The sequence below is a fragment of the Streptomyces sp. NPDC023541 genome, assembly GCF_055559995.1.
On the sequence record NZ_JBVHJO010000003.1, the window covers coordinates 39,105 to 59,112 of the forward strand.

A 20,008-nucleotide genomic window follows, 5' to 3' on the forward strand; every position below is an offset into this window, starting at 1 on the left:
CGTGAGCACCCCCGAACTTCCCCTCATCGACCAGAACGACGGCGGCTGCGGCGACGACTGCGCCTGCGGCGACGGCGAGGAGAGCGGCCTCGACCCGGCACTGGCCCAGTTGCTCGCGGACGCGGGCCTGGATCCGATCGAGGTCGAGGACATCGCCCACATGGCGCTCTCCGAGGACCTCGACGGCGGCGTGGACGTCACCACCGTGGCCACGGTCCCCGAGGACGCCGAGGCCATCGCCGACTTCGTCGCCCGCGAGGACGGCGTCGTGGCGGGCCTGCGCATCGCCGAGGCGGTGTTCTCCGTGGTCTGCACGGAGGCCTTCGAGGTGGAGCGGCACGCGGAGGACGGCGACACCGTCAAGGCCGGCGAGGTGCTGCTGTCGGTCCGCGCCCGTACCCGCGACCTGCTGACGGCCGAGCGCAGCGCGCTGAACATCCTGTGCCGGCTCTCCGGCATCGCGACGGCCACCCGCCGCTGGGCGGACGTCCTGGAGGGCACCAAGGCCAAGGTGCGCGACACCCGCAAGACCACGCCGGGCCTGCGCTCGCTGGAGAAGTACGCGGTCCGCTGCGGCGGCGGCGTCAACCACCGCATGTCGCTGTCGGACGCGGCGCTGGTGAAGGACAACCACGTGGTCGCCGCGGGCGGTGTCGCGCAGGCCTTCAACGCGGTGCGCGAGGCCTTCCCGGAGGTCCCGATCGAGGTCGAGGTCGACACGATGCACCAGGTCCGCGAGGTCCTGGACGCGGGCGCCGACCTGATCCTGCTGGACAACTTCACCGTCCCGGAGACCGAGGAGGCCGTCACGCTGGTGGCCGGCCGCGCGGTGCTGGAGTCCTCGGGCCGGCTGACCCTGGACACCGCGCGGGCGTACGCGGAGACCGGCGTGGACTACCTGGCGGTCGGCGGGCTGACGCACTCCTCGCCGATCCTGGACATCGGTCTCGATCTGCGCGAGGCGGTGTAACCGGTGCTCCTCACCATCGACGTAGGCAACACCCAGACGGTCCTGGGCCTGTTCGACGGTGACGAGATCGTCGAGCACTGGCGGATCTCGACCGACCCCCGGCGCACGGCCGACGAGATGGCCGTGCTGATGCAGGGCCTGATGGGCATGCACCCGATGCTCGGCAGCGAGCTCGGCGACGGGATCCACGGCATCGCGATCTGCTCGACGGTGCCGTCGGTCCTGCACGAGCTGCGCGAGGTCACCCGGCGCTACTACGGCGACGTGCCGGCGGTACTGGTGGAGCCCGGCATCAAGACGGGCGTGCCGATCCTGATGGACAACCCCAAGGAGGTCGGGGCGGACCGCATCATCAACGCGGTCGCGGCGGTCGAGCTCTACGGGGGCCCGGCGATCGTGGTCGACTTCGGTACGGCGACCACCTTCGACGCGGTGTCCGCGAAGGGCGAGTACGTCGGCGGGGTGATCTCGCCGGGGATAGAGATCTCGATGGAGGCGCTCGGCGTACGGGGCGCCCAGCTGCGCAAGATCGAGCTGGCCCGGCCGCGGCACGTGATCGGCAAGTCGACGGTCGAGGCGATGCAGTCGGGCGTCATCTACGGTTTCGCGGGCCAGGTCGACGGGGTCGTGGCCCGGATGGCCAAGGAGCTGGCCGGGCCGAACGGCGATCCGGACGACGTCCGCGTCATCGCCACGGGCGGCCTGGCCCCGATGGTGCTGGGCGAGTCGTCGGTGATCGACGACCACGAGCCGTGGCTGACGCTGATCGGCCTGCGGCTGGTGTACCAGCGCAACGCGCCGAACTTCGAGTAGGCGGTCCCGGTCCGGCCCCTCCCGTCACGGGCGGGATCCGGACCGCGCGGCCGCGGCCCGGGCCCGGGCCTGCGTGCCGGGCGTCAGCACGGACGCGGGCGGGTCAGCATCCGGCGCAGGGCGGCTCTCCAGGGGCGGCGGGCCTCGCCGCCGTCCACGACGGCCCGGAACTGCTGGTAGGAGCGGGCCGCGCGGACGACGGCGACGTCGTCCCGGCCGGGCGGCGGGGGCATGCGGTCGCCGTGCTGGGAGGCGCGGTAGGTGTCGATGAGGTACTGCTCTATCGCTGTCATGCATCCACCCTCACCCCGTCGGCCCCGCCGCGCACGACGGTTGACGTTCCCCGTCAACTGTTCGGCCGGGAAGCGCCCGCGGGGCGGGCCGGAGGGCGGCCGGCAGGGCGCCCGCGGGGTGGTCGCGGGGTGGTCGCGGGTGGTCGCCGGGTGGCCGTCCGCCGGTCGTGATCACTCGTCCGGCCGCCGCGCCGGGGCCCGCGCCGCCACCCGTACGGCGGTGCCGGAAGGCCGGACCGGACGTTCCCGACGTGCGGGAACGGACAGAATGGCCCGATGAGCGTCACCATCGACATCGCCGGGCTCCCCCACGAGCGGATCACCTTCGCGCCCTCACCGCTCGCGGAGCTCTGCATGGCCCTGCACGCGCTCTCGCAGCCGGGGCACCACCCGCGGCTCACCTCATGGACCACCGCCACCTCGGCCTCGCTCGATCCGTGTCTCGCGGACCGTCTGCTGGAGGCCGAGTTCATGTGGCGCAGCTCCTTCTCCGACATCTTCATGCCCTTCGCCGGGATCCCCGGGGAGGCCGGGCGGCCGGCGGCGACGCTGGCCGAGGAGCTCGACGTACTGGACCGGCTGGACGACGAGCGGTTCGTGGGAGCGGCCCTTGAGCACTGCTGGCTGGCGCTCTACAACGAGGGCGGCGTGCCCTCGCCGCTGAAGGACCCGGCGGCCCGGGCCAAGGCGCTGGAGGCGGCCGCCGCCCGCGGCCCGCGCCAGCTGGACTTCTCCGTGCGGCTGCTGGACGACCCCGCGGCCGTACGGGTGTGGCTGCGGCGGCTCCTGGAGGACTGCGACGAGGCGTTCTTCGCCGAGACCTGGAAGCGCCTGGAGCCGGGGCAGAGCGCCGACGCCCGGCACAAGGCGGAGCTGCTGCGCCGCAAGGGCCTGCCGGCCGCGCTGAAGGACGTCTCGACGGCCCTGAGCGTCGACGAGGGCCTCACCACCATCACCGCCGACAAGATGGTCCACGGCACGACGACGGCCACCGATCCGCGCATAGGCAGCGGCCTCGTCTTCGTGCCGACCAACTTCGGCTGGCCGCATCTGCTGGTGCTGCACGCACCGGACTGGCGGCCGGTGGTCCACTATCCGCTCGGTACCCCCGAGCCGGCCTCCGGGCCGGGCTCGGTGGAGCTGCTCCAGCGGCGGATGGAGGCACTGGCGCACCCGATGCGGATGATGCTGTGCCGGAGCCTGGCCCGCGCGCCGTACACGACGAGCGAACTGGCGACCGTGTACGGGATCACCGCGCCGGAGGTGTCGCGGCATCTGGCCGTCCTGAAAAAGGCCGGTCTGATGCATACGCGAAGGCAAGGCCGTTATGCCCAGCACGAGTTGGATCTGACCGCCGTCGCCCGCATCGGCTCCGACTTCATCGAGGGCATCCTCCGGTAGCGGCAACGGGCGTGCGGCTGGCCGGATCCCACCGGCCCAGACTCACCGATATACGGAATTCATAAACCGAAATCAGTGAAAACTCTGGCCATGATGGCCACTTGCTGTCTAACGTGCGCTCACTGTTCCCCCACGTACCGCGCACCGCCTCCGCAAGTCCGGCCCGTCGCGTTCCGCCGCGCCGTGCCCCGCTCCGCCCCGTCGTGCCCGTCTTTCGCCTGCCCTGCTCGCCTTTGTCGTGGAAGGACCTCCATGCCCTCACGCCGTATAGCCGCAGCAACCGCCGCCCTGGCAGCCGCGGCCCTCGTCTCGCCCCTGCTGCTCGCCGGACCGGCCGGTGCCACCGGGAGCCCGCAGAGCGACGCCGCCAAGGGCGACGCGCTGGCCCGCAAACTGGTCAAGGACGCGACCGGCAAGGGCGCCTTCAACCACCTCAAGGTCCTGCAGTCGATCGCCGACTACAACAACGGCAACCGGGCGGCCGGTTCGAAGGGGCACGAGCAGTCGGCCAAGTACATCGAGGCCGTGATGAAGGCGGCCGGCTACCAGGTCACCCGCAACGAGTTCGACTTCGTCTTCGTCGAGACCATCGAAGAGAAGCTGACGGTGAACGGTGCGAGCGGGCGCGACGTACCGATCCACCTGATGACCTACACGGCCAACTCCCCCGAGGGCGGCGTGACGGCCCCGGTCGCCGTCGCCCCGGTCGACGCGGACGGGACCAACGGCTGCGAGCCGGGCGACTTCGCCGCCGGCGCCTTCACGGGCAAGATCGCCCTGGTCAAGCGCGGCGGCTGCACCTTCGCGGTCAAGCAGCAGAACGCGGCCGCGGCCGGCGCGGTCGGCGCGATCATCTACAACAACACCGCGGGCGCCCTGAACGGCACCATAGGGGACCCCGCCGCGGGCAAGGTCCCCACCGGCGGCATCACCCAGGCGGACGGCGAGAAGCTGGCCGCCGAGGCCGCCGCCGGCCCGGTCGAGGTCACCCTTGACATCCGTGAGCTGCGCGAGAACCGCAAGACCTTCAACGTCATCGCCGAGACCAGGGGCGGCGACGAGAACAACACCGTCTTCCTCGGCGCGCACCTCGACTCGGTCGCGGCCGGCCCGGGCATCAACGACAACGGCTCCGGCTCGGCCGGCATCCTCCAGGTCGCCCAGCGGCTCGCGAGCGAGCAGAAGAAGGTCAAGAACAAGGTCAAGTTCGCCTGGTGGTCGGCGGAGGAGTTCGGCCTGCTCGGCTCCGAGGCGTACGTCGCCGGCCTGACGGACGCGCAGAAGAAGCAGATCAAGCTCTACCTGAACTTCGACATGATCGGCTCGCCGAACGCCGCGTACTTCGTCTACGACGGCGACGACTCGGACGGCGTCGGCTCGGGCCCCGGCCCGGAGGGCTCCGCCCAGCTGGAGAAGGGGATCACCGACTTCCTCGACTCGAAGAAGATCCCGCACGCGGGCACGGACTTCTCCGGCCGCTCGGACTACGGCCCGTTCATCGAGGTGGGCATCCCGTCCGGCGGCACCTTCACCGGCGCCGAGGGCATCAAGACGGCCGAGGAGGCCGCGAAGTTCGGCGGCCAGGCCGGTGTCGCCTACGACGTGAACTACCACGGCGAGGGTGACGACATCACCAACATCGACCACAAGGCGCTCGACATCAACGTCGACGTCATCGCGGACGCGGTCGGCCACTACGCCCACGACCTCGCCCCGCTGTCGAAGCCGGTCGTGTCGACGCCGACCCCCGGCGGCAGCGGCGGTGGCGGCGGCCTGCACACGGGCCACGACGAGGTGGACCAGTGAGCCGCTCCGGGCGGTAGCACGGTGTCATGAGGAGGGGCCGGATTCCCTGGGGGTCCGGCCCCTCCCGCGTGGCGCGGACCGCGCACCGCGATTCCGCTCCGGTCACGGCTCCGGCTCCGGCTTCGGATCCGGTTGCGGCTCCGGCTTCGGATCCGGTTGCGGCTCCGGTTACGGCTTCGGCCAGGGCGGGATGCCGACCGGCTGGACCAGCCAGCCGAAGGCGCCCAGACCGGCCCGGGAGGTCAGCTCCGCCGCCTCACCGGCCGAGGCCAGCGCCCTGACGTAGGCAGCCGGGTCCGAGGAGGCCAGGGCCAGCGGGGGCCTGTCGCCCGAGACCCCGAGGTCGGTCAAGGCCTCGCGCTGCGTCAGCAGGACCGAATCCGGCCCGGCGCAGGAGTCCAGCGCCACGTGGGCGGTGACGTCGCAGGACCCGTCCGGGACCGGCGGGACCTCCCGGCCGTCCCGGAATCCCGTCATGGTGCCGTACGGGGGCCGGGCCTCCCGGGTGTGGGCGTAGTCCACCGCCACCGCCAGGCCCCGCTCCAGGGTGCGGGTGGCCGCCGCCCACGCCTCGTCGCGCGTCCGGCCGATCTCCGCGCGGCCTCCGCCCGGCCACCACCGCTCCAGCCAGGCCCGGTCGGCGTCCTCCAGCGGGCCGCCCCGGCTCTCCGTACCGTCCGGCGAGACCAGGACGTAGTGCCCGTCCTCGGCGACGTCCAGGGGGACGTTGTCCAGCCATTCGTTGGCGAACAGCAGCCCCGTCACGCCCTCGGGCGGCTGCGCGGTCCAGCGGATCCGCGGGTCGAGCCCGCGGGGCCGCTCCGCCCGTTCCACGGCGTACGGGCGCACCCGCGCGGCCGTCTCCGTATCCAGCGCGGCGAGCACCCCGGCCAGCAGCTCCGCCCGCCCGGCCCCCACGTCCACGAGGTCGAGTCGCCGCGGGTGCCCGAGCTCGGCGTCCACCCGGCGCAGCAGCCGGGCCACGGCCCCCGCGTACAGGGCGGAGGCGTGCACGGAGGTACGGAAGTGGCCGGCCGGCCCCGGACCACCGGAGCGCACGTAGAAACCGCCGGGCCCGTACAGCGCGGCTTCCATCGCGCTGCGCCACCGGACCGCAGCGGTGGGTCCACCAGAAGTGCTCATCACCGAAGGCTATGCTCACCCTCCACCTTGGGGAGTATGTCCCCGGTGTCAGGTTCGGACCTCTGGTTGACTCCAGCACCTATCACCGTTCCCTACTCTGGGTTACGTGCAGCGCCTCTACGACTTCCTCCGCAGACACCCGACGGGCGTCGACAGCTTCTGGGCTGTGCTCTTCTTCGGGGTCTCGATGCTGAACGTCGTGGGCGAGCCCGACATCAGCCGGCCCCTCAAGATCGCCGCGGTCCCCGTCGTGCTCGCGCTGAGCACGGCCCTGGCCCTGCGCCGCAAGTGGCCGCAGGCGATGTTCTGGCTCACCCTCGCAGCGGGCCTGCTCCAGCTGGCCGCGGGAATCGTCGCGGGGTTCTACGACATCGCCATGTTCGTGATCCTCTACACGATCGCCGCGAGCGAGGTCCCCCGCTGGGTCTCGCGCACCGCCCTGGGCTGGGGGCTGGCGGCCGCGCCGCTCTACTTCCTGCGGTACGGCGTGGACAAGGGCACCAACGACGTCGACAACGTCCTCTTCGCCGTCTTCATGATCGTCCCCTTCGCCCTGGCCTGGGTGCTGGGAGACTCCCTGCGCACCCGGCGGGCCTATTACGCCCAGCTGGTCGAGCGCAACCAGCGGCTGGAGAAGGAGCGCGAGGCCCAGTCGAAGGTGGCCGTGGCCGCCGAGCGCGCCCGGATCGCCCGCGAGCTGCACGACGTCGTCGCGCACAACGTCTCGGTGATGGTGGTCCAGGCGGACGGGGCCGCCTACGTCATGGACGCGGCGCCCGAGCAGGCCAAGGAGGCCCTCCAGACCATCTCGGGCACCGGCCGCCAGGCCCTCGCCGAGATGCGCCGCCTGCTCGGCGTCCTGCGCACGGGCGAGCCGCAGGAGTCCGAGGACTACGTGCCGCAGCCCGACGTCGAGCAGATCGAGGTCCTCGTCGAACAGGTACGGGCGGCCGGTCTCACGGTGGACTTCGAGGTCGAGGGCGCCCCGCGGCAGCTGCCCAGCGGCGTCGAGCTGACGGCGTACCGGATCGTGCAGGAGGCCCTCACCAACACCCGCAAGCACGGCGGCCCCGACGCGAAGGCCAGCGTCCGGCTGGTCTACTTCGATGACGGGCTCGGTCTGCTGGTCGAGGACGACGGCCGGGGCGCGGCACACGAGCTGTACGAGGACGGCGGCGCGGACGGCGCCGGACACGGGCTGATCGGCATGCGCGAGCGGATCGGTATGGTCGGCGGAACCCTGGACGCGGGGCCGCGGCCCGGTGGCGGCTTCCGGATCAGCGCACTGCTTCCCCTGAAGAAGATATGACGAGGACGAGGTAACTGATGTCCATCCGAGTGATGCTGGTCGACGACCAGGTCCTGCTGCGCACCGGCTTCCGGATGGTGCTCGCCGCCCAGCCGGACATGGAGGTGGTCGCCGAGGCGGGTGACGGCCTGGAGGCGCTGGAGGTGCTGCGGGCCACGAAGGTGGACGTGGTGCTGATGGACGTCCGCATGCCCAGGCTGGACGGCGTCGAGGCGACGCGGCGGATCTGCCGGCCCGAGGAGCACCCGAAGGTGATCATCCTGACCACCTTCGACCTGGACGAGTACGCCTTCTCCGGCCTGAAGGCGGGGGCCAGCGGCTTCATGCTGAAGGACGTGCCGCCGGCCGAACTGCTGGGCGCCATCCGCTCGGTGCACAGCGGGGACGCGGTGGTGGCGCCGTCCACGACGCGGCGCCTGCTGGACCGCTTCGCGCCGATGCTGCCGACGACGACGCAGAAGCCGGAGAACAAGGAGATCGAGCGGCTGACGGAACGCGAGCGCGAGGTCATGCTGCTCGTCGCGCAGGGGCTCTCGAACGGCGAGATCGCGGCGCGGTTGGTGCTGTCGGAGGCGACGGTGAAGACCCACGTGGGCCGCATCCTGACCAAGCTGGGGCTGCGCGACCGGGTCCAGGTCGTGGTCCTGGCGTACGAGACGGGCCTGGTCCGCGCGGGCGGCGGGGCCGGATAGCCGACCCCCGCCGCACTCGTCGGGCCGGTCCGGCGGGTCCGCCGGGTCCGGCCGGACCGGCCGGGTCCGGACCGCTTCGGCGGAGCCCCTCAGCCGCCCGGGTTGAGGGGCCGCTTGTAGTAGCGCCAGGGGAACCAGCCCGCACCGACCGGGATCCATCCTTCCGATTCCAACAGCCGGTGCCGCGCGGCGAACGGGAGCGTCACCCGGCAGTGCTCCCAGGGGTGGTCGGAGGCCTCCACCTCGTGGAAGAAGGGGCCGTAGCCCACCACGTGCCAGCCGTCGCGGCCGGCCTCCTCCAGGGCGGCCATCTCGTTGAAGGCGGTCAGGCCGCCGAGGGTCCGGCGCCCGGGGGCGTCCGCTCCCCCGACGGGCGGCACCGACGGGCTCGCGCCGCCCGCCGCCTTGCCCGCGAAGCGCTGCTGGGCGGCCTGGCGGCTCACGCCCAGGACGCGGCCCACCGCGTCCCAGCTGTGGCCGGCGGCCCTGGCGCCGTGCACGGCCTCCCGCAGCAGCCGGCTCGCCTCCTCGGCGCCGACGCGCGAGGCGTCCACCAGGCGCAGGTACCCGTGGGGGTCGTGTTCGAGCGATTCGGCCAGCCCCTCGGGGGCGCCGAGGACGGCCGCGGCGATCCCTTCCCGGATGCGGTCCATCTCCACCGGCTCGACCAGCGGTCCGTCGCTCATCGGCGCAGTCCGGCGAGGGGTTCGAGGGCGTCGAGGACCGCTTCGTCGCGGCGCGCCCGCTCGTCGAGGTCCGCCGCCCGGGCGGCCAGTCCGGCCGTGCAGGCGATGATCACGAGGCCCACGAGGACCAGGGCGAGGGTGGCGGGGGTGCCGAGCCGGTCGCCGAACATCACGCTCAGGGCGGGCAGAGCCACGCCGAGCGGCAGGGCGGCGGCCATGGAGGGGGTGGCGGGAAAGGGGTCCCGGTGGCCCTTCGATCGCAAGATCAACATGCGTCAAGGAAACCTTGACATGATCATCTTGTCAAGACTTCGTTGACGCTGACGCGGGCGCGGGCGTGGGCCCGGGGACGTGGCGGACTCACTCCTCGGGGCCGGACTCGGTCATCCAGCGGTCCGGGCGGGCCGACGCGCGGGAGGTGTGCGAGCGGGCGGCCTGCTCGTGCAGGAGCCGCGCGGCCGCGGAGGCCTCCCGCAGCCGGGCGGTGACCGTGCCGTTCGCGCCGGTGTCCACGTGCACGTCGGCGACACCGCGGGCCCGGGCCCAGGGCCCCTGGGTGAACCGGACGCTCTGCACCTTGGCGTGCGGAACGATCTCCGTACGGCGGCACAGGCGGCCGTGCCGGGCGGCGAACACCTCCGGGGAGACGGCCAGGGCGTAGCCCTTCCACCACACCGGGACCACCCAGCGCGAACCGGTGTCCGGGGAACCGGAGAAGGACAGGCCCGCCAGGTCCACCCCGGGCAGGACCCGGGCGATCACGGCGTACGCGGCGGCCCGCGAGGCCACCGGCACCAGGACCTCGTTCTTCGACCCGGCCACCGCCAGCTCCACCCGGACCCGGTCACTGCGCCGCCACAGCAGCGGCTCCACGATCCGTACGGTCTGCACGCGCCCCGGCGGCACGGTCTCGTGGGCCCGGTCCAGCATCCCGTGGTCCAGGCGCAGCCCGTCCGGGGACTCGGCGACCCGCCAGTCGTACTCGGTGAGGAAGCGGCCGACGGTGCCCGCCCAGACCGCGCCCAGCATCGGGAGCAGGGTGGCGAGGGCCACCCACGGGCTGGAGCTGAACCACCACACGACGAACGGGGCGACGATCCCGCCGGCCAGCGCCGCCAAGACGCCGAGGCTGAGCGCCAGCGACACGGCGAGTTCGCGCGGGGTCACCCGCAGCAGTTCGCGCTGCGGGGCCTCGCCGAGGCGCACCGCCTCCTCGGGGGCGAAGCCGGCGGCGCGGGCCAGGAGCTCGGCGCGCAGGGCGACGGCCTCCTGCTCGCCGAGGAAGGCCAGCCGGTCCTTCTCCTCAGTGCCGATCACGTCGAGCCGCAGGCTGGCGACACCGGTCAGCCGGGCCAGCAGCGGCCGGGTGACGTCCACGGCCTGGAGCCGGTCCAGCCGGATGTGCGCGGTGCGGCGGAAGAGCAGCCCGGTGCGGATGCGCAGTTCGGTGTCGGTCACCGCGTAGTGGGTGAACCACCAGCTCAGGAACCCGTACACGCCGAACATCAGCACCACCCCGGCCAGCGTCACCAGCCGCAGGAGCGTGGACAGGTCCGCCACCCAGCGCGCCGCCCGGTCGCCCTGCTGGGCGAGGACGCCGACGGTCGCGGCGATCGGCACCCAGGCACGGCGCAACGGAGTGAAGGGGTGCAACCGGCGCTCGGTCACGGCCCGCCCGGCCGGCTCCCCCGCGGCGCCGCCCGGCGCGCCGGTCCGGACCGGATCCCCGCCCGCCGGACCACCCGGCTCGCCTCCAGCCGCACCGGAGACCACCGGCCCGCCGCCCTCCGGACCGGAGACCACAGGCCCGTCCCCCACCCGACCGGAGGCCACCGGTTCATCGCCCCCCGGGCCGGAGGCCACCGGCTCGTCGCCCGCCCGACCGGAGGCCACCGGCCCGTCACCCACCTGACCAGAGACCACGGGCCCGTCGCCCACCCGACCGGAGGTCATCGGCTCGTTACCCCCCGGACCGGGGGCTCCAGGTTCGTCGCCCACCCGACCAGAGACCACAGGCCCGTCACACACCCGCCCGGAAGTCACCGGCTCATCGCCCACCCGACCGGAGGCCACCGGCTCATCGCCCCCCGGGCCGGAGGCCACCGGCTCGTCGCCCGCCCGACCGGAGGTCACAGGCCCGCCGACCTTGCCTCGCCGAGGGCGGCGAGCCGGTCGCGCAGGCGCTCCGCCTCGGCCGGCGCCAGCCCGGGGATCCGGGCGTCGGTGGCCGCCGCCGCCGTGTGCAGCTGGAGGGAGGCCAGGCCGAAGCGCCTCTCCACCGGGCCCGACGTGACTTCGACCAGCTGCATCCGGCCGTACGGGACCACGGTCTGCTCCCGCCACAGCACTCCCCGGCTGATCAGCAGGTCGTCGGCGCGCTCCGCGTACCGCCAGGACCGCCAGTTCCGGCCGAGGAGCACCCAGCCCCAGACCCCCGCGGCGAGCCAGAACGCCCCGGCCGCCGCCCACTGCGGACCCACGAGCAGCCCGAGCAGCAGCCCGGTCGCCACCGCGAGCAGGCAGGCCCAGCCCACGAGCAGCGTCCGCCGCATGGTGAGCAGCCCACCGGGCAGTCCCACCCACCGCAGGCCGTCCGTCTCACCCTTCGTCCCCGTATCCATCCCCCCAGCGTAGGGCTGAGACAATGCCCGCATGACGGAGACCACGGTCGGCATCGGCGGCGCGGCGGAGAGCACCGACATGGTGCTCAACATCGGCCCCCAGCACCCTTCCACGCACGGCGTTCTGCGCCTGCGCCTCGTCCTGGACGGCGAGCGGATCGCCGGCGCCGAGCCGGTGGTCGGCTACATGCACCGCGGCGCCGAGAAGCTCTTCGAGGCCCGTGACTACCGGCAGATCGTGATGCTCGCGAACCGCCACGACTGGCTGTCCGCGTTCTCCAACGAGCTCGGTGTGGTCATGGCGGTCGAGCGGATGCTCGGCATGGAGGTCCCCGAGCGGGCCGTGTGGATGCGGACGCTGCTCGCCGAACTGAACCGGGTCCTGAACCACCTGATGTTCCTCGGCTCGTACCCGCTCGAACTGGGCGGTATCACGCCGATCTTCCACGCGTTCCGCGAGCGCGAGGAGCTCCAGGCCGTCATGGAGGAGATCTCCGGCGGCCGCATGCACTACATGTTCAACCGCGTCGGCGGCCTCAAGGAGGACCTCCCGGCCGGCTGGCTCGGCCGGGCCCGCGCCGCGATCGCCGACGTCCGCACCCGGATGGACGTCTACGACAAGCTGGTCCACGGCAACGAGATCTTCCGCGGCCGCACCCGCGGCGTCGGGGTCCTGTCCGCCGGGGCGGTGCACGCGTACGGGGTCTCCGGCCCGATCGCCCGCGCCTCCGGCGTCGACTTCGACCTGCGCCGCGACGAGCCGTACCTGGCCTACGGCGAGCTCCAGGACGTCCTGAAGGTGGTCACCCGCACCGAGGGCGACTGCCTGGCCCGCTTCGAGTGCCTGCTGGAGCAGACCCACAACTCCCTCGACCTCGCCGTGGCCTGCCTGGACCGGATGGACGGCCTCCCGCCGGGCCCGGTCAACCAGCGCCTGCCCAAGGTCCTGAAGGCGCCCGAGGGCCACACCTACGCCTGGACCGAGAACCCCCTGGGCATCAACGGCTACTACCTGGTCTCGAAGGGCGAGAAGACCCCGTACCGGCTGAAGCTGCGCAGTGCCTCCTACAACAACATCCAGGCGCTGGCCGTACTGCTGCCGGGGCAGCTGGTCGCGGACATGGTGGCGATCCTGGGCTCGCTGTTCTTCGTGGTCGGCGACATCGACAAGTAGCCGAAATTCACAGGGAGTAGCCGCCGGACAGCCCCTGAGGGCCGTCCCGACAGCCCTTAGCCTGGCCGGATGATCCCAGACTTCTTCGACGGCTACCTGCGCCGCCTCGGCGTCACCGACCCCGGCGCGCCCAGTGCCGCCGGGCTGTTCGCGCTCCAGCGCGCGCACCTGGAGCGCATCCCCTACGAGAACGTCGACATCCAGCTCGGCCGGCCGCCGGGCATCGACCCCGAGCTGTCGGTGCGGCGGTTCGCCGCCGGCCGGGGCGGCTACTGCTTCCACCTCAACGGGGCGTTCGGGGCGCTCCTCGAAGCCCTGGGCTACGACGTGACCCGCCACGTGGGCGCCGTCAGCGCCGACGCGGCGTCGCGCGCGGTCCGGGGCGACCACCTCGTCCTGACCGTCCGCGTCGAGGGCGCGGAGTACTGGGTGGACGCCGGGCTCGGGGACATGGGCCCGTACGATCCGCTGCCGCTGCGCGCGGGCACATACGAGCAGAATGGTTTCTCCTACTCACTGGCACGGCTGGACCCGCTGGAGGGCGAGGGCCCCGGCTGGTCCTTCTTCCCCTCGTCCGGGGGCGCGCGGCGGATGAACTTCCGCGACGCCCCGGCGCGGACGGCCGACTTCGAAGCGATGCACGCGTGGCTGTCCACCGACGCGGAGTCGCCGTTCGTGCGGACCTTCGCGGTGTTCCGGCGCGACGCGGAGGGCACGGACGGCCTGCGCGGCAAGGTCCTGATCCGCACGGAGCGCGGGAAGCAGACCGACGAGCGGGTGCTGACCGGGCCGCAGGACCTCTTCGAGACCCTGGAGGGCTTCGGCCGGGCCACGGGCGACCTGACCCCCGCCGACCGGGCCGCCCTGTGGGCCCGGGTGGAGCGGACGCACGAGACCTGGCTGGCCGAGCGGCGGACCGCGGAGGTCGTGCGGGACTGATTGTCGGTACGACAGGGCAGACTTGGCGGCATGTCCCACTCCCCCCGCCGGGCCTGCCCCGTCTGCGGCCGCGACTGCGCCGTCACCGCGGGCCGTATCGCCCGCCACGACCCTCCCGCCCCGCGGGACCGCGCGGACCTGGTGTCCTGCCCCGGTTCCCGGGCCCGGGTGGTGCTCGGCGCCGCCGCTCCGACGCTGGACGGCTTCGTCCTGCCCGAATTCCCCGGGCAGCTGCCGCTCTTCTGAGAAGGCCCCAGGCCTCTACGAGATCGCGGTGCGCAGACGGACCACGTCGATCGGCTCGGTCTCGTCGTGGGCCGTCAGGTCGATGACCTGGCCCACCGCGCGAGTCTCCTCGGTCGGCGGCTTGAACTCCGGCTCGGCCGTCTCCTGGGCGGACTCCGCCTTGTGGACGGCGAGGGCCTCGGCCCCCACCACGTCGGCCAGGTCCTCGTTCTGGACCGCCTCGATCGCCGCGCGTGCCTGCGCCGAGTTCTTGGTGCCGAAGAAGTCGAAGCCGCCCTCGACGCGGGAGGCCGTACGCCGCTGGGCCGCGTACGGGGCCACGGCGGCCGCCGGACGGCGGGCCGGGACGGAGCCGGCGGTGGCCGGCGGCGCCGTGGGCAGCTCGCCCACGGCCCGCGCCCTGGGCAGGGACCGCTCCTGCGCCTTGCGGGCCAGCGCGGCCATGGCCGCATGGGCCCGGGCGTAGCCGACGGAGGTGGGCGCGCCCGCCGAGGTGCGCTCCTCGGTGACGGCCGGGAGCTGCTTGGTGTCCTTCGGCGCCGGGGCGGCGGAGGCCTCGATGGCCAGCAGACGGCGCTTCTCCAGGGCGCTGGCGCGCTCGGTCTCGGCCGTCGCGTACCGGCGCAGCAGGGCCGCGTGCTCGCCCCGCAGGCCCGCCAGTTCGACGCGCTTGGCGCGCAGCTTGGCGTCGAGCCTGGCCCGCAGCATCCGGGCCTCTTCGAGGTCGGACTCCAGCTCGGCTATCCGCTCGTCGGTCCGCCACTCGTCCTTGACCCGCTCACGGGCCAGTTCCGCGACCCGGCGGCCCGCGGCGCGGTCCCAGGAGCGCATCATGACGGCGCCGGCGATCCCGGCGGCCGCGGCGAGGGCCACGAGCAGCCTCAGCGCCGTCGCGTCTTCGGGGCCGGCCAGCAGCCAGGCCGATCCGGCGCTGGCGACGGAGACGGCGGCGACGGCCGACGGAGTGAGCAGCCGGTGCAGCGGTTCGGGATTGCGGTGGCGTCCTCGGGGCATGGCCTGAAATTTACAGGGAGTAGAGGTCGTGTGGGATACCCACCCGGCAATCTGTTCCCGGGCGGTTACCCCACATTCCTCCACCAACCCGTAGGCACTACTTCTTCACAAGGCCCTTCGACTCCAGGTAGCCCTTGGCGACGTCGGCGGGCTTGGCGCGCTCGGCGTCCACCTTCCGGTTCAGGTCGACCAGATCGGCGGTCGTGAGGACCTTGGTCAGCTTGTCGAGGGTGGCCGCGACCTCGGGTGCTCCGGCGTCCTTGGCGTTGACCACCGGGAGGACGTTGTCCGCGTTCTGGAGCTTCTTGTCGTCCTCCAGCAGGACCAGGCCGAAGCTGTCGAGGGTGGCGTCCGTGGTCGTGGTGAGCACCAGCTGGTCGACGCCGTCCTTGACGGCCTGCTTGGCCTGCGGGGTGCCGACGCCCTTCGGGTCGACACCGGAAACCTGAATTCCGTATGTCTTCGCCAGCCCCGGGCCGCAGAAGGGTCGGACGGCGCATTCGTCACCGGCCGCGATCTTCACCTTCAGCCCCGACTTTCCAAGATCGGAAAGGGTCTTGAGGTTGTTCTTCTCGGCGAATTCCCTGGTCACCGCGAATGCGTTCTGGTCGACCGCGGCGCCCGCCGGCAGCACCTTCAGTCCGAGCGGGGCCGCGAGCTTCTCCAGGCCCGCCACCGTCGCCGCGACGTCGCTGGAGGCGACCGGCTTCTCCTCGGGCGCCTTCGGCCCGTTCACCTTGGCGTTGAGGAACTCCGCGAGCGTGGCGGCGTACTCCGGGACGAGGTCGATCTCGCCCTTCTCCAGCGAGGGCTCGTACAGCTCCCGGTTGTTGACCGTCTTGACGGAGGTGCTGTAGCCCGCGTCCTTCAGGACCTGCGCGTACAGCTCCGCCAGCACGTTGGACTCGGTGAACCCGGCCGCGCCGATCACCAGGCTGCCCTTGCCGTCGGCGGCCGGGGAGGAGGAGCCGCCGTCCTTGCTCTTCTCCAGGCTGTCACCGCCGCACGCGGCCAGCGACACCGTCAGGGCCAGCGCGCCCAGGGACGCGCCGAGGACGCGCGTGGTCTTGGTCATGGAGTTGCTCCGTTCGAGGGAAGAGAAGGAAGGGGGACGGGAATCAGCGGTGGGCGCCGGCCCGGCGCAGCAGCCGGTCCGCCGCCACCAGCACGCCCTCCACCAGCAGGGCCAGGGCGGCCACGAGCAGGGCTCCGGCGACGACCTGCGGGGTGTTGTAGGTGTTGAAACCGGCGGTGATGATCCGGCCCAGGCCGCCCTGGCCGACCATGGCGGCGATCGTGGCCGTGGCGATGACCTGCACGGCGCCCGAGCGCAGACCGGTCATCACCAGGCCGCGCGCGAGCGGCAGTTCCACCCGCCAGAAGAGCTGCCCGCCGGACATGCCCATCCCGCGGGCGGCCTCCACGACCGAGCGGTCCACCTCGCGCATGCCGACGTACGCGTTCGTCAGCAGGGGCGGGACGGCGAACAGCACGAGGGCGGCGACGGTCGGCAGATGTCCCGCGTTGCGCAGCGGGGAGACCATGAAGAGCGCCAGCACCGCGAAGACCGGGACCGCCCGTCCGACGTTGGAGACGTTCACCGCGAGGGTGCCGCCCCGGCCGAGGTGGCCGAGGTACAGGCCGACCGGCAGCGCGACCGCACAGGCGATCGCCAGCGCGAGCCCGCTGACGTAGGCGTGCTCGCCGAGCCGGTGCCAGACGCCGCTCTCCCCGGACCAGTTGGCGCCGTCCGCGAGCCAGTCCCAGGCCCCTGCCGCCACGCCCATGCCGTCAGGCCCCCTTCGCGGGGGCGGCCGGGCGGGCGCCGGCCCGGGTCCACGGCGTGAGCAGCCGCTGCAGGCCGAGCAGCAGCAGGTCCGCGACGAGCGCGAGCAGGACGCACAGCACCGATGCGGTGAGCACCTGCGCCTTGAAGGAGCTGTTCACCGCGGGGGCGATGAGGTTGCCGAGGCCGCCCTTGCCGACGATGGAGCCGACCGTGGTCAGCGCGATCGTCGAGACCGTGGCGATCCGTACGCCCGCGAGCAGCGCGGGCAGCGCCAGCGGCAGTTCCACCTGCCACAGCAGCCGCCCGGGGCCGTAGCCCATGCCGCGCGCGGCCTCCCGGACCTCCTCGGGGACGGCTTCCAGGCCGGCCATCGCGTTGCGGACCAGGATGGTCAGCGAGTAGAGCACCAGGCCGGTCACGACCAGCGCCGCCGACAGCCCGAAGACGGGCAGCAGCAGGGAGAACATGGCCAGCGAGGGAACGGTGTAGAGCAGGGTGGTGAAGGTGAGCACGGGCGCCGACCAGCGCCGGCCGCGGCGGGCCAGCAGGGCCAGCGGCACGGACACGACCAGGCCGATCAGGACGGACGCACCGGTGATCCACACGTGTTCGACGGTGGCGTCGGTGAGTTCCTGAGAACGGGAGGTGACGTAGTCCCAGCAGATCCAGTCGTTCGCCACCAGGCAGTTCTGCGCCGGCATGCACCTCACCCCCCGTCACGAAACGTACGTATGCTCGATCAACTGCCCTTGGACGACCCTAACCCCCGCCGGTCCCGATGGCCGGAATCTTTCGCAGAGGGCAACACGCCCTTCACATTCGGACGACGCCCGTGGGGAAAGATGGGTCCGTGATCCGATTCGAGCATGTGACCAAGCGCTACCCCGACGGGACGACGGCCGTCGAGGACCTGTCCTTCGAGGTGGCGGAAGGAGAGCTGGTCACGCTGGTCGGACCGTCCGGCTGCGGCAAGACGACCACCATGAAGATGGTCAACCGGCTCATCGACCCGACGTCCGGCCGGATCCTGCTGGGCGGCGAGGACATCGCGGCCGCCGACCCGGTCGAACTGCGCCGCCGGATCGGGTACGTCATCCAGCAGGTCGGGCTCTTCCCGCACAAGACCGTGCTGGAGAACACCGCGACCGTGCCGCAGCTGATCGGCACCCCCAAGGCGGCGGCCCGCGCCCGGGCGGCCGAGCTGCTCGAACTGGTGGGGCTGGACCCGTCGGTGTACGGCGGCCGGTACCCGGAGCAGCTGTCGGGCGGGCAGCGCCAGCGCGTCGGCGTGGCCCGCGCGCTCGCCGCCGACCCGCCGGTGCTGCTGATGGACGAACCCTTCGGCGCGGTGGACCCGGTGGTCCGCGAGCGGCTCCAGAACGAGTTCCTGACCCTGCAGAAGACCGTGCGCAAGACGATCCTGCTGGTCACCCACGACCTGGAGGAGGCCATCCGGCTCGGCGACCGCATCGCCGTCTACGGAACGGGCAGCATCGAGCAGTTCGCCCGCCCGGCGGCGGTGCTCGGCGCGCCCGCCACCCCGTACGTGGCCTCCTTCGTCGGCGCCGACCGGGGGCTCAAGCGGCTCGCCGTCACCACGGTCGGGGCCGCCGACCTGACGCCGCCGGACGGGACGGCGACGGCGCCGCCGGTGTCGGTCCGGCTGGGCGCGACGCTGCGCGAGGCGCTCGCCGCACTGCTCCAGGAGGACTCGGGGCGGATCGCCGTCACGGACCCGGACACCGGCGAGCTGGCCGGCGTACTCACCCCCCAGGACATCCACCGGGCGCTGCGCCGGGCCGAGTTGCAGGAGGCATGAGAAGGGGCCCGACCTCAGGGTCGGGCCCCTTCCCGCTGCCGTACCGCCCGGCCGTCAGGCCTGGATGCGGCCGCTCATCCACACCAGCATCGGCGGGATCTCACGGCGCCACGTGTTGAAGTTGTGGCCACCGCTGTCGAGGATGATGGAGGAGACCCGGTCCGGGCCCTGCACCTTCTTGATGAACTTCTTGGTGTCCGCGAGGTTCGGCTCGCCCTTCTCGCTGCTGGTGACGAGGAAGGACGTACCGGCCGGCTTCTTGTGCTCCATGACGTGCAGGATGTCCGCGCGCTTCTTCAGCTTCTCGTCCCCGTGGAAGAGGTCACCGGTCGTCGGGTCGTCAGGAGCGTCGTAGTACGCGGACAGCCCGGCGGCGGCACCGAAGGTCTGCGGGTAGTGCGCGGCGATCTTCAGGGCGCAGTAACCACCCGTGGAATTGCCGATGAAGCCCATGTTCTCGGGCTTCTTGCCTACCCGGAAGGTGTCCTGGATGGCCTGCGGGAGGTCCACCCCGAAGAAGGTCTCGGTCTGCGGGCCGCCGGGTATGTCGACGCACTCGGTGTCGCGCGGCGGCGCCACGGTCGGGCGCAGCATGACCAGGATCATCGGCTTCATCTTGCCCGCCTTGGACAGGCTGAAGGCCTTCATCGGGTAGTCGAGCCCTTTGATCAGGTTCTCGGCGGTGCCCGGGTAGCCCGTCAGGACGATGGACGCGGGGAAGTTCTCGTCCTTGTGCTGCGGCTGGAAGTACTCCGGCGGGAGCCACACGTAGCCGGGGCTCGTTATCTTCGACTTCTGCCCCGATATGGCAACCTTCAGGATCTGACCGCCCACCTGGGGCTTGGCACCACCGGGGACGTCCAGCTTCTGCTTGTCGACGACCTTGATGTCCTTGCTGCTCATCGAGTGGTCGACGACCTTGCCCATCGACGTCTCCCGGCCGAACAGGTCGGCCCAGGAACCGTAGAAGAGGAACGACTTGTTGGCCGCGAGACCCACCGCCGAGAACAGCGCCAGCTGGGTCGCCAGCAGGAGCCCGATACGGCCGGCGAACGCACGCCAGGTGCGGCCCGAGAGCTTCGGCCAGAACCAGATGGTGGCCGCGAACAGCAGCACACCGGCGAGGACGGCCAGCGCCAGGACCGTATTACTGGTGAGACCCATGAGCAGTCAGTCGACTTTCTGATGGCAGGACTGGAAATTTCCGACGGAAGAGTGAACCCGCTGTCCGTCGATGTCGTCCTAAGGGACGCACCACACACCGGAGGCTGTCGCGGCCTTCGGCCACATGAT

Annotated in this window: 21 protein-coding genes; 10 read left to right on the forward strand and 11 right to left on the reverse strand. The window is 72.3% G+C overall.

All coding sequences use genetic code 11. The annotated features are described in order from the left end of the window. The first annotated feature begins 1 nt into the window (after position 1). Complete coding sequence (gene nadC / locus ACZ3X1_RS07715; protein WP_356810269.1) at positions 2-970, forward strand: carboxylating nicotinate-nucleotide diphosphorylase; 969 nt, start codon at positions 2-4, stop codon at positions 968-970. Between the two features lie 3 nt (positions 971-973). Then, positions 974-1,783, forward strand: coding sequence for a type III pantothenate kinase (locus ACZ3X1_RS07720; protein WP_030961766.1), 810 nt, complete (start codon positions 974-976; stop codon positions 1,781-1,783). A gap of 83 nt (positions 1,784-1,866) precedes the next feature. Here ACZ3X1_RS07720 and ACZ3X1_RS07725 read toward each other — a convergent pair whose 3' ends face one another. Further along, positions 1,867-2,076, reverse strand: coding sequence for a hypothetical protein (locus tag ACZ3X1_RS07725; protein WP_356810171.1), 210 nt, complete (start codon positions 2,074-2,076; stop codon positions 1,867-1,869). Between the two features lie 276 nt (positions 2,077-2,352). Between ACZ3X1_RS07725 and ACZ3X1_RS07730 the strand changes: the two genes are divergently transcribed. After that, entirely contained in the window at positions 2,353-3,477 is a 1,125-nt protein-coding gene (locus ACZ3X1_RS07730; protein ID WP_356810172.1) for a DUF5937 family protein, read from the forward strand. 252 nt (positions 3,478-3,729) lie between these two features. Continuing rightward, on the forward strand, positions 3,730-5,283 hold the full coding sequence (locus tag ACZ3X1_RS07735; RefSeq protein WP_362626726.1) for a M28 family metallopeptidase: 1,554 nt from the start codon (positions 3,730-3,732) through the stop codon (positions 5,281-5,283). A 168-nt stretch (positions 5,284-5,451) separates the two neighbouring features. On the opposite strand, the gene ACZ3X1_RS07740 is transcribed toward ACZ3X1_RS07735, so the two are convergent. Then, complete coding sequence (locus ACZ3X1_RS07740) at positions 5,452-6,426, reverse strand: SAM-dependent methyltransferase (protein ID WP_356810174.1); 975 nt, start codon at positions 6,424-6,426, stop codon at positions 5,452-5,454. A gap of 106 nt (positions 6,427-6,532) precedes the next feature. Between ACZ3X1_RS07740 and ACZ3X1_RS07745 the strand changes: the two genes are divergently transcribed. Further along, positions 6,533-7,735 carry a sensor histidine kinase gene (locus ACZ3X1_RS07745; protein WP_467277681.1) on the forward strand — a complete coding sequence of 401 codons (1,203 nt, stop codon included), beginning with the start codon at positions 6,533-6,535 and terminating at the stop codon, positions 7,733-7,735. A gap of 17 nt (positions 7,736-7,752) precedes the next feature. Next, complete coding sequence (locus ACZ3X1_RS07750; protein ID WP_356810176.1) at positions 7,753-8,427, forward strand: response regulator transcription factor; 675 nt, start codon at positions 7,753-7,755, stop codon at positions 8,425-8,427. Positions 8,428-8,516: 89 nt separating this feature from the next. Here ACZ3X1_RS07750 and ACZ3X1_RS07755 read toward each other — a convergent pair whose 3' ends face one another. The 4 genes from ACZ3X1_RS07755 to ACZ3X1_RS07770 all read right to left on the reverse strand — a co-directional run bounded on the left by ACZ3X1_RS07755 (position 8,517) and on the right by ACZ3X1_RS07770 (position 11,734). Then, positions 8,517-9,113 carry a hypothetical protein gene (locus ACZ3X1_RS07755; RefSeq protein ID WP_356810177.1) on the reverse strand — a complete coding sequence of 199 codons (597 nt, stop codon included), beginning with the start codon at positions 9,111-9,113 and terminating at the stop codon, positions 8,517-8,519. After that, complete coding sequence (locus ACZ3X1_RS07760) at positions 9,110-9,385, reverse strand: hypothetical protein (RefSeq protein ID WP_467277685.1); 276 nt, start codon at positions 9,383-9,385, stop codon at positions 9,110-9,112. The genes ACZ3X1_RS07755 and ACZ3X1_RS07760 overlap by 4 nt, the downstream gene beginning before the upstream one ends. Positions 9,386-9,473: 88 nt before the next feature. After that, positions 9,474-10,916, reverse strand: coding sequence for a PH domain-containing protein (locus ACZ3X1_RS07765; RefSeq protein WP_467277687.1), 1,443 nt, complete (start codon positions 10,914-10,916; stop codon positions 9,474-9,476). Positions 10,917-11,242: 326 nt separating this feature from the next. After that, complete coding sequence (locus ACZ3X1_RS07770) at positions 11,243-11,734, reverse strand: PH domain-containing protein (RefSeq protein ID WP_356810179.1); 492 nt, start codon at positions 11,732-11,734, stop codon at positions 11,243-11,245. Positions 11,735-11,765: 31 nt separating this feature from the next. Between ACZ3X1_RS07770 and ACZ3X1_RS07775 the strand changes: the two genes are divergently transcribed. The 3 genes from ACZ3X1_RS07775 to ACZ3X1_RS07785 all read left to right on the forward strand — a co-directional run bounded on the left by ACZ3X1_RS07775 (position 11,766) and on the right by ACZ3X1_RS07785 (position 14,093). Next, complete coding sequence (locus tag ACZ3X1_RS07775) at positions 11,766-12,908, forward strand: NADH-quinone oxidoreductase subunit D (RefSeq protein WP_356810180.1); 1,143 nt, start codon at positions 11,766-11,768, stop codon at positions 12,906-12,908. Between the two features lie 69 nt (positions 12,909-12,977). Further along, on the forward strand, positions 12,978-13,847 hold the full coding sequence (locus ACZ3X1_RS07780; RefSeq protein ID WP_356810181.1) for an arylamine N-acetyltransferase family protein: 870 nt from the start codon (positions 12,978-12,980) through the stop codon (positions 13,845-13,847). 30 nt (positions 13,848-13,877) lie between these two features. Continuing rightward, positions 13,878-14,093 (forward strand): hypothetical protein, encoded by a 216-nt coding sequence (locus tag ACZ3X1_RS07785; RefSeq protein WP_030656464.1) that lies wholly within the window; start codon positions 13,878-13,880, stop codon positions 14,091-14,093. Between the two features lie 15 nt (positions 14,094-14,108). Here ACZ3X1_RS07785 and ACZ3X1_RS07790 read toward each other — a convergent pair whose 3' ends face one another. The 4 genes from ACZ3X1_RS07790 to ACZ3X1_RS07805 form a co-directional block, all read right to left on the reverse strand. Next, on the reverse strand, positions 14,109-15,107 hold the full coding sequence (locus ACZ3X1_RS07790; protein ID WP_356810182.1) for a hypothetical protein: 999 nt from the start codon (positions 15,105-15,107) through the stop codon (positions 14,109-14,111). A gap of 97 nt (positions 15,108-15,204) precedes the next feature. Beyond that, positions 15,205-16,182, reverse strand: coding sequence for an ABC transporter substrate-binding protein (locus ACZ3X1_RS07795; protein ID WP_467277693.1), 978 nt, complete (start codon positions 16,180-16,182; stop codon positions 15,205-15,207). A gap of 43 nt (positions 16,183-16,225) precedes the next feature. Then, entirely contained in the window at positions 16,226-16,894 is a 669-nt protein-coding gene (locus tag ACZ3X1_RS07800; RefSeq protein ID WP_356810184.1) for an ABC transporter permease, read from the reverse strand. A 4-nt stretch (positions 16,895-16,898) separates the two neighbouring features. Continuing rightward, on the reverse strand, positions 16,899-17,597 hold the full coding sequence (locus ACZ3X1_RS07805) for an ABC transporter permease (RefSeq protein ID WP_356810185.1): 699 nt from the start codon (positions 17,595-17,597) through the stop codon (positions 16,899-16,901). Positions 17,598-17,746: 149 nt separating this feature from the next. On the opposite strand from ACZ3X1_RS07805, the gene ACZ3X1_RS07810 reads away from it, so the two are divergent. Next, positions 17,747-18,715: an ABC transporter ATP-binding protein gene (locus tag ACZ3X1_RS07810; RefSeq protein ID WP_356810186.1), complete on the forward strand. Its 969-nt coding sequence runs from the start codon at positions 17,747-17,749 to the stop codon at positions 18,713-18,715. Positions 18,716-18,769: 54 nt separating this feature from the next. Here ACZ3X1_RS07810 and ACZ3X1_RS07815 read toward each other — a convergent pair whose 3' ends face one another. Beyond that, positions 18,770-19,879, reverse strand: coding sequence for an alpha/beta hydrolase (locus ACZ3X1_RS07815; RefSeq protein ID WP_467277698.1), 1,110 nt, complete (start codon positions 19,877-19,879; stop codon positions 18,770-18,772). Positions 19,880-20,008: the final 129 nt, after the last annotated feature.

What these genes read in the sequence shown, in the direction of transcription:
- ACZ3X1_RS07725 (WP_356810171.1), bottom strand. Translation starts at nt 2,076, where the DNA reads ATGACAGCGATAGAGCAGTACCTCATCGACACCTACCGCGCCTCCCAG.
- ACZ3X1_RS07775 (WP_356810180.1), top strand. Translation starts at nt 11,766, where the DNA reads ATGACGGAGACCACGGTCGGCATCGGCGGCGCGGCGGAGAGCACCGAC.
- ACZ3X1_RS07735 (WP_362626726.1), top strand. Translation starts at nt 3,730, where the DNA reads ATGCCCTCACGCCGTATAGCCGCAGCAACCGCCGCCCTGGCAGCCGCG.
- ACZ3X1_RS07780 (WP_356810181.1), top strand. Translation starts at nt 12,978, where the DNA reads ATGATCCCAGACTTCTTCGACGGCTACCTGCGCCGCCTCGGCGTCACC.
- ACZ3X1_RS07785 (WP_030656464.1), top strand. Translation starts at nt 13,878, where the DNA reads ATGTCCCACTCCCCCCGCCGGGCCTGCCCCGTCTGCGGCCGCGACTGC.
- ACZ3X1_RS07750 (WP_356810176.1), top strand. Translation starts at nt 7,753, where the DNA reads ATGTCCATCCGAGTGATGCTGGTCGACGACCAGGTCCTGCTGCGCACC.
- ACZ3X1_RS07815 (WP_467277698.1), bottom strand. Translation starts at nt 19,879, where the DNA reads ATGGGTCTCACCAGTAATACGGTCCTGGCGCTGGCCGTCCTCGCCGGT.
- ACZ3X1_RS07760 (WP_467277685.1), bottom strand. Translation starts at nt 9,385, where the DNA reads ATGTTGATCTTGCGATCGAAGGGCCACCGGGACCCCTTTCCCGCCACC.
- ACZ3X1_RS07805 (WP_356810185.1), bottom strand. Translation starts at nt 17,597, where the DNA reads ATGCCGGCGCAGAACTGCCTGGTGGCGAACGACTGGATCTGCTGGGAC.
- ACZ3X1_RS07800 (WP_356810184.1), bottom strand. Translation starts at nt 16,894, where the DNA reads ATGGGCGTGGCGGCAGGGGCCTGGGACTGGCTCGCGGACGGCGCCAAC.
- ACZ3X1_RS07755 (WP_356810177.1), bottom strand. Translation starts at nt 9,113, where the DNA reads ATGAGCGACGGACCGCTGGTCGAGCCGGTGGAGATGGACCGCATCCGG.
- ACZ3X1_RS07740 (WP_356810174.1), bottom strand. Translation starts at nt 6,426, where the DNA reads ATGAGCACTTCTGGTGGACCCACCGCTGCGGTCCGGTGGCGCAGCGCG.
- ACZ3X1_RS07730 (WP_356810172.1), top strand. Translation starts at nt 2,353, where the DNA reads ATGAGCGTCACCATCGACATCGCCGGGCTCCCCCACGAGCGGATCACC.
- ACZ3X1_RS07795 (WP_467277693.1), bottom strand. Translation starts at nt 16,182, where the DNA reads ATGACCAAGACCACGCGCGTCCTCGGCGCGTCCCTGGGCGCGCTGGCC.
- ACZ3X1_RS07790 (WP_356810182.1), bottom strand. Translation starts at nt 15,107, where the DNA reads ATGCCCCGAGGACGCCACCGCAATCCCGAACCGCTGCACCGGCTGCTC.
- ACZ3X1_RS07770 (WP_356810179.1), bottom strand. Translation starts at nt 11,734, where the DNA reads ATGGATACGGGGACGAAGGGTGAGACGGACGGCCTGCGGTGGGTGGGA.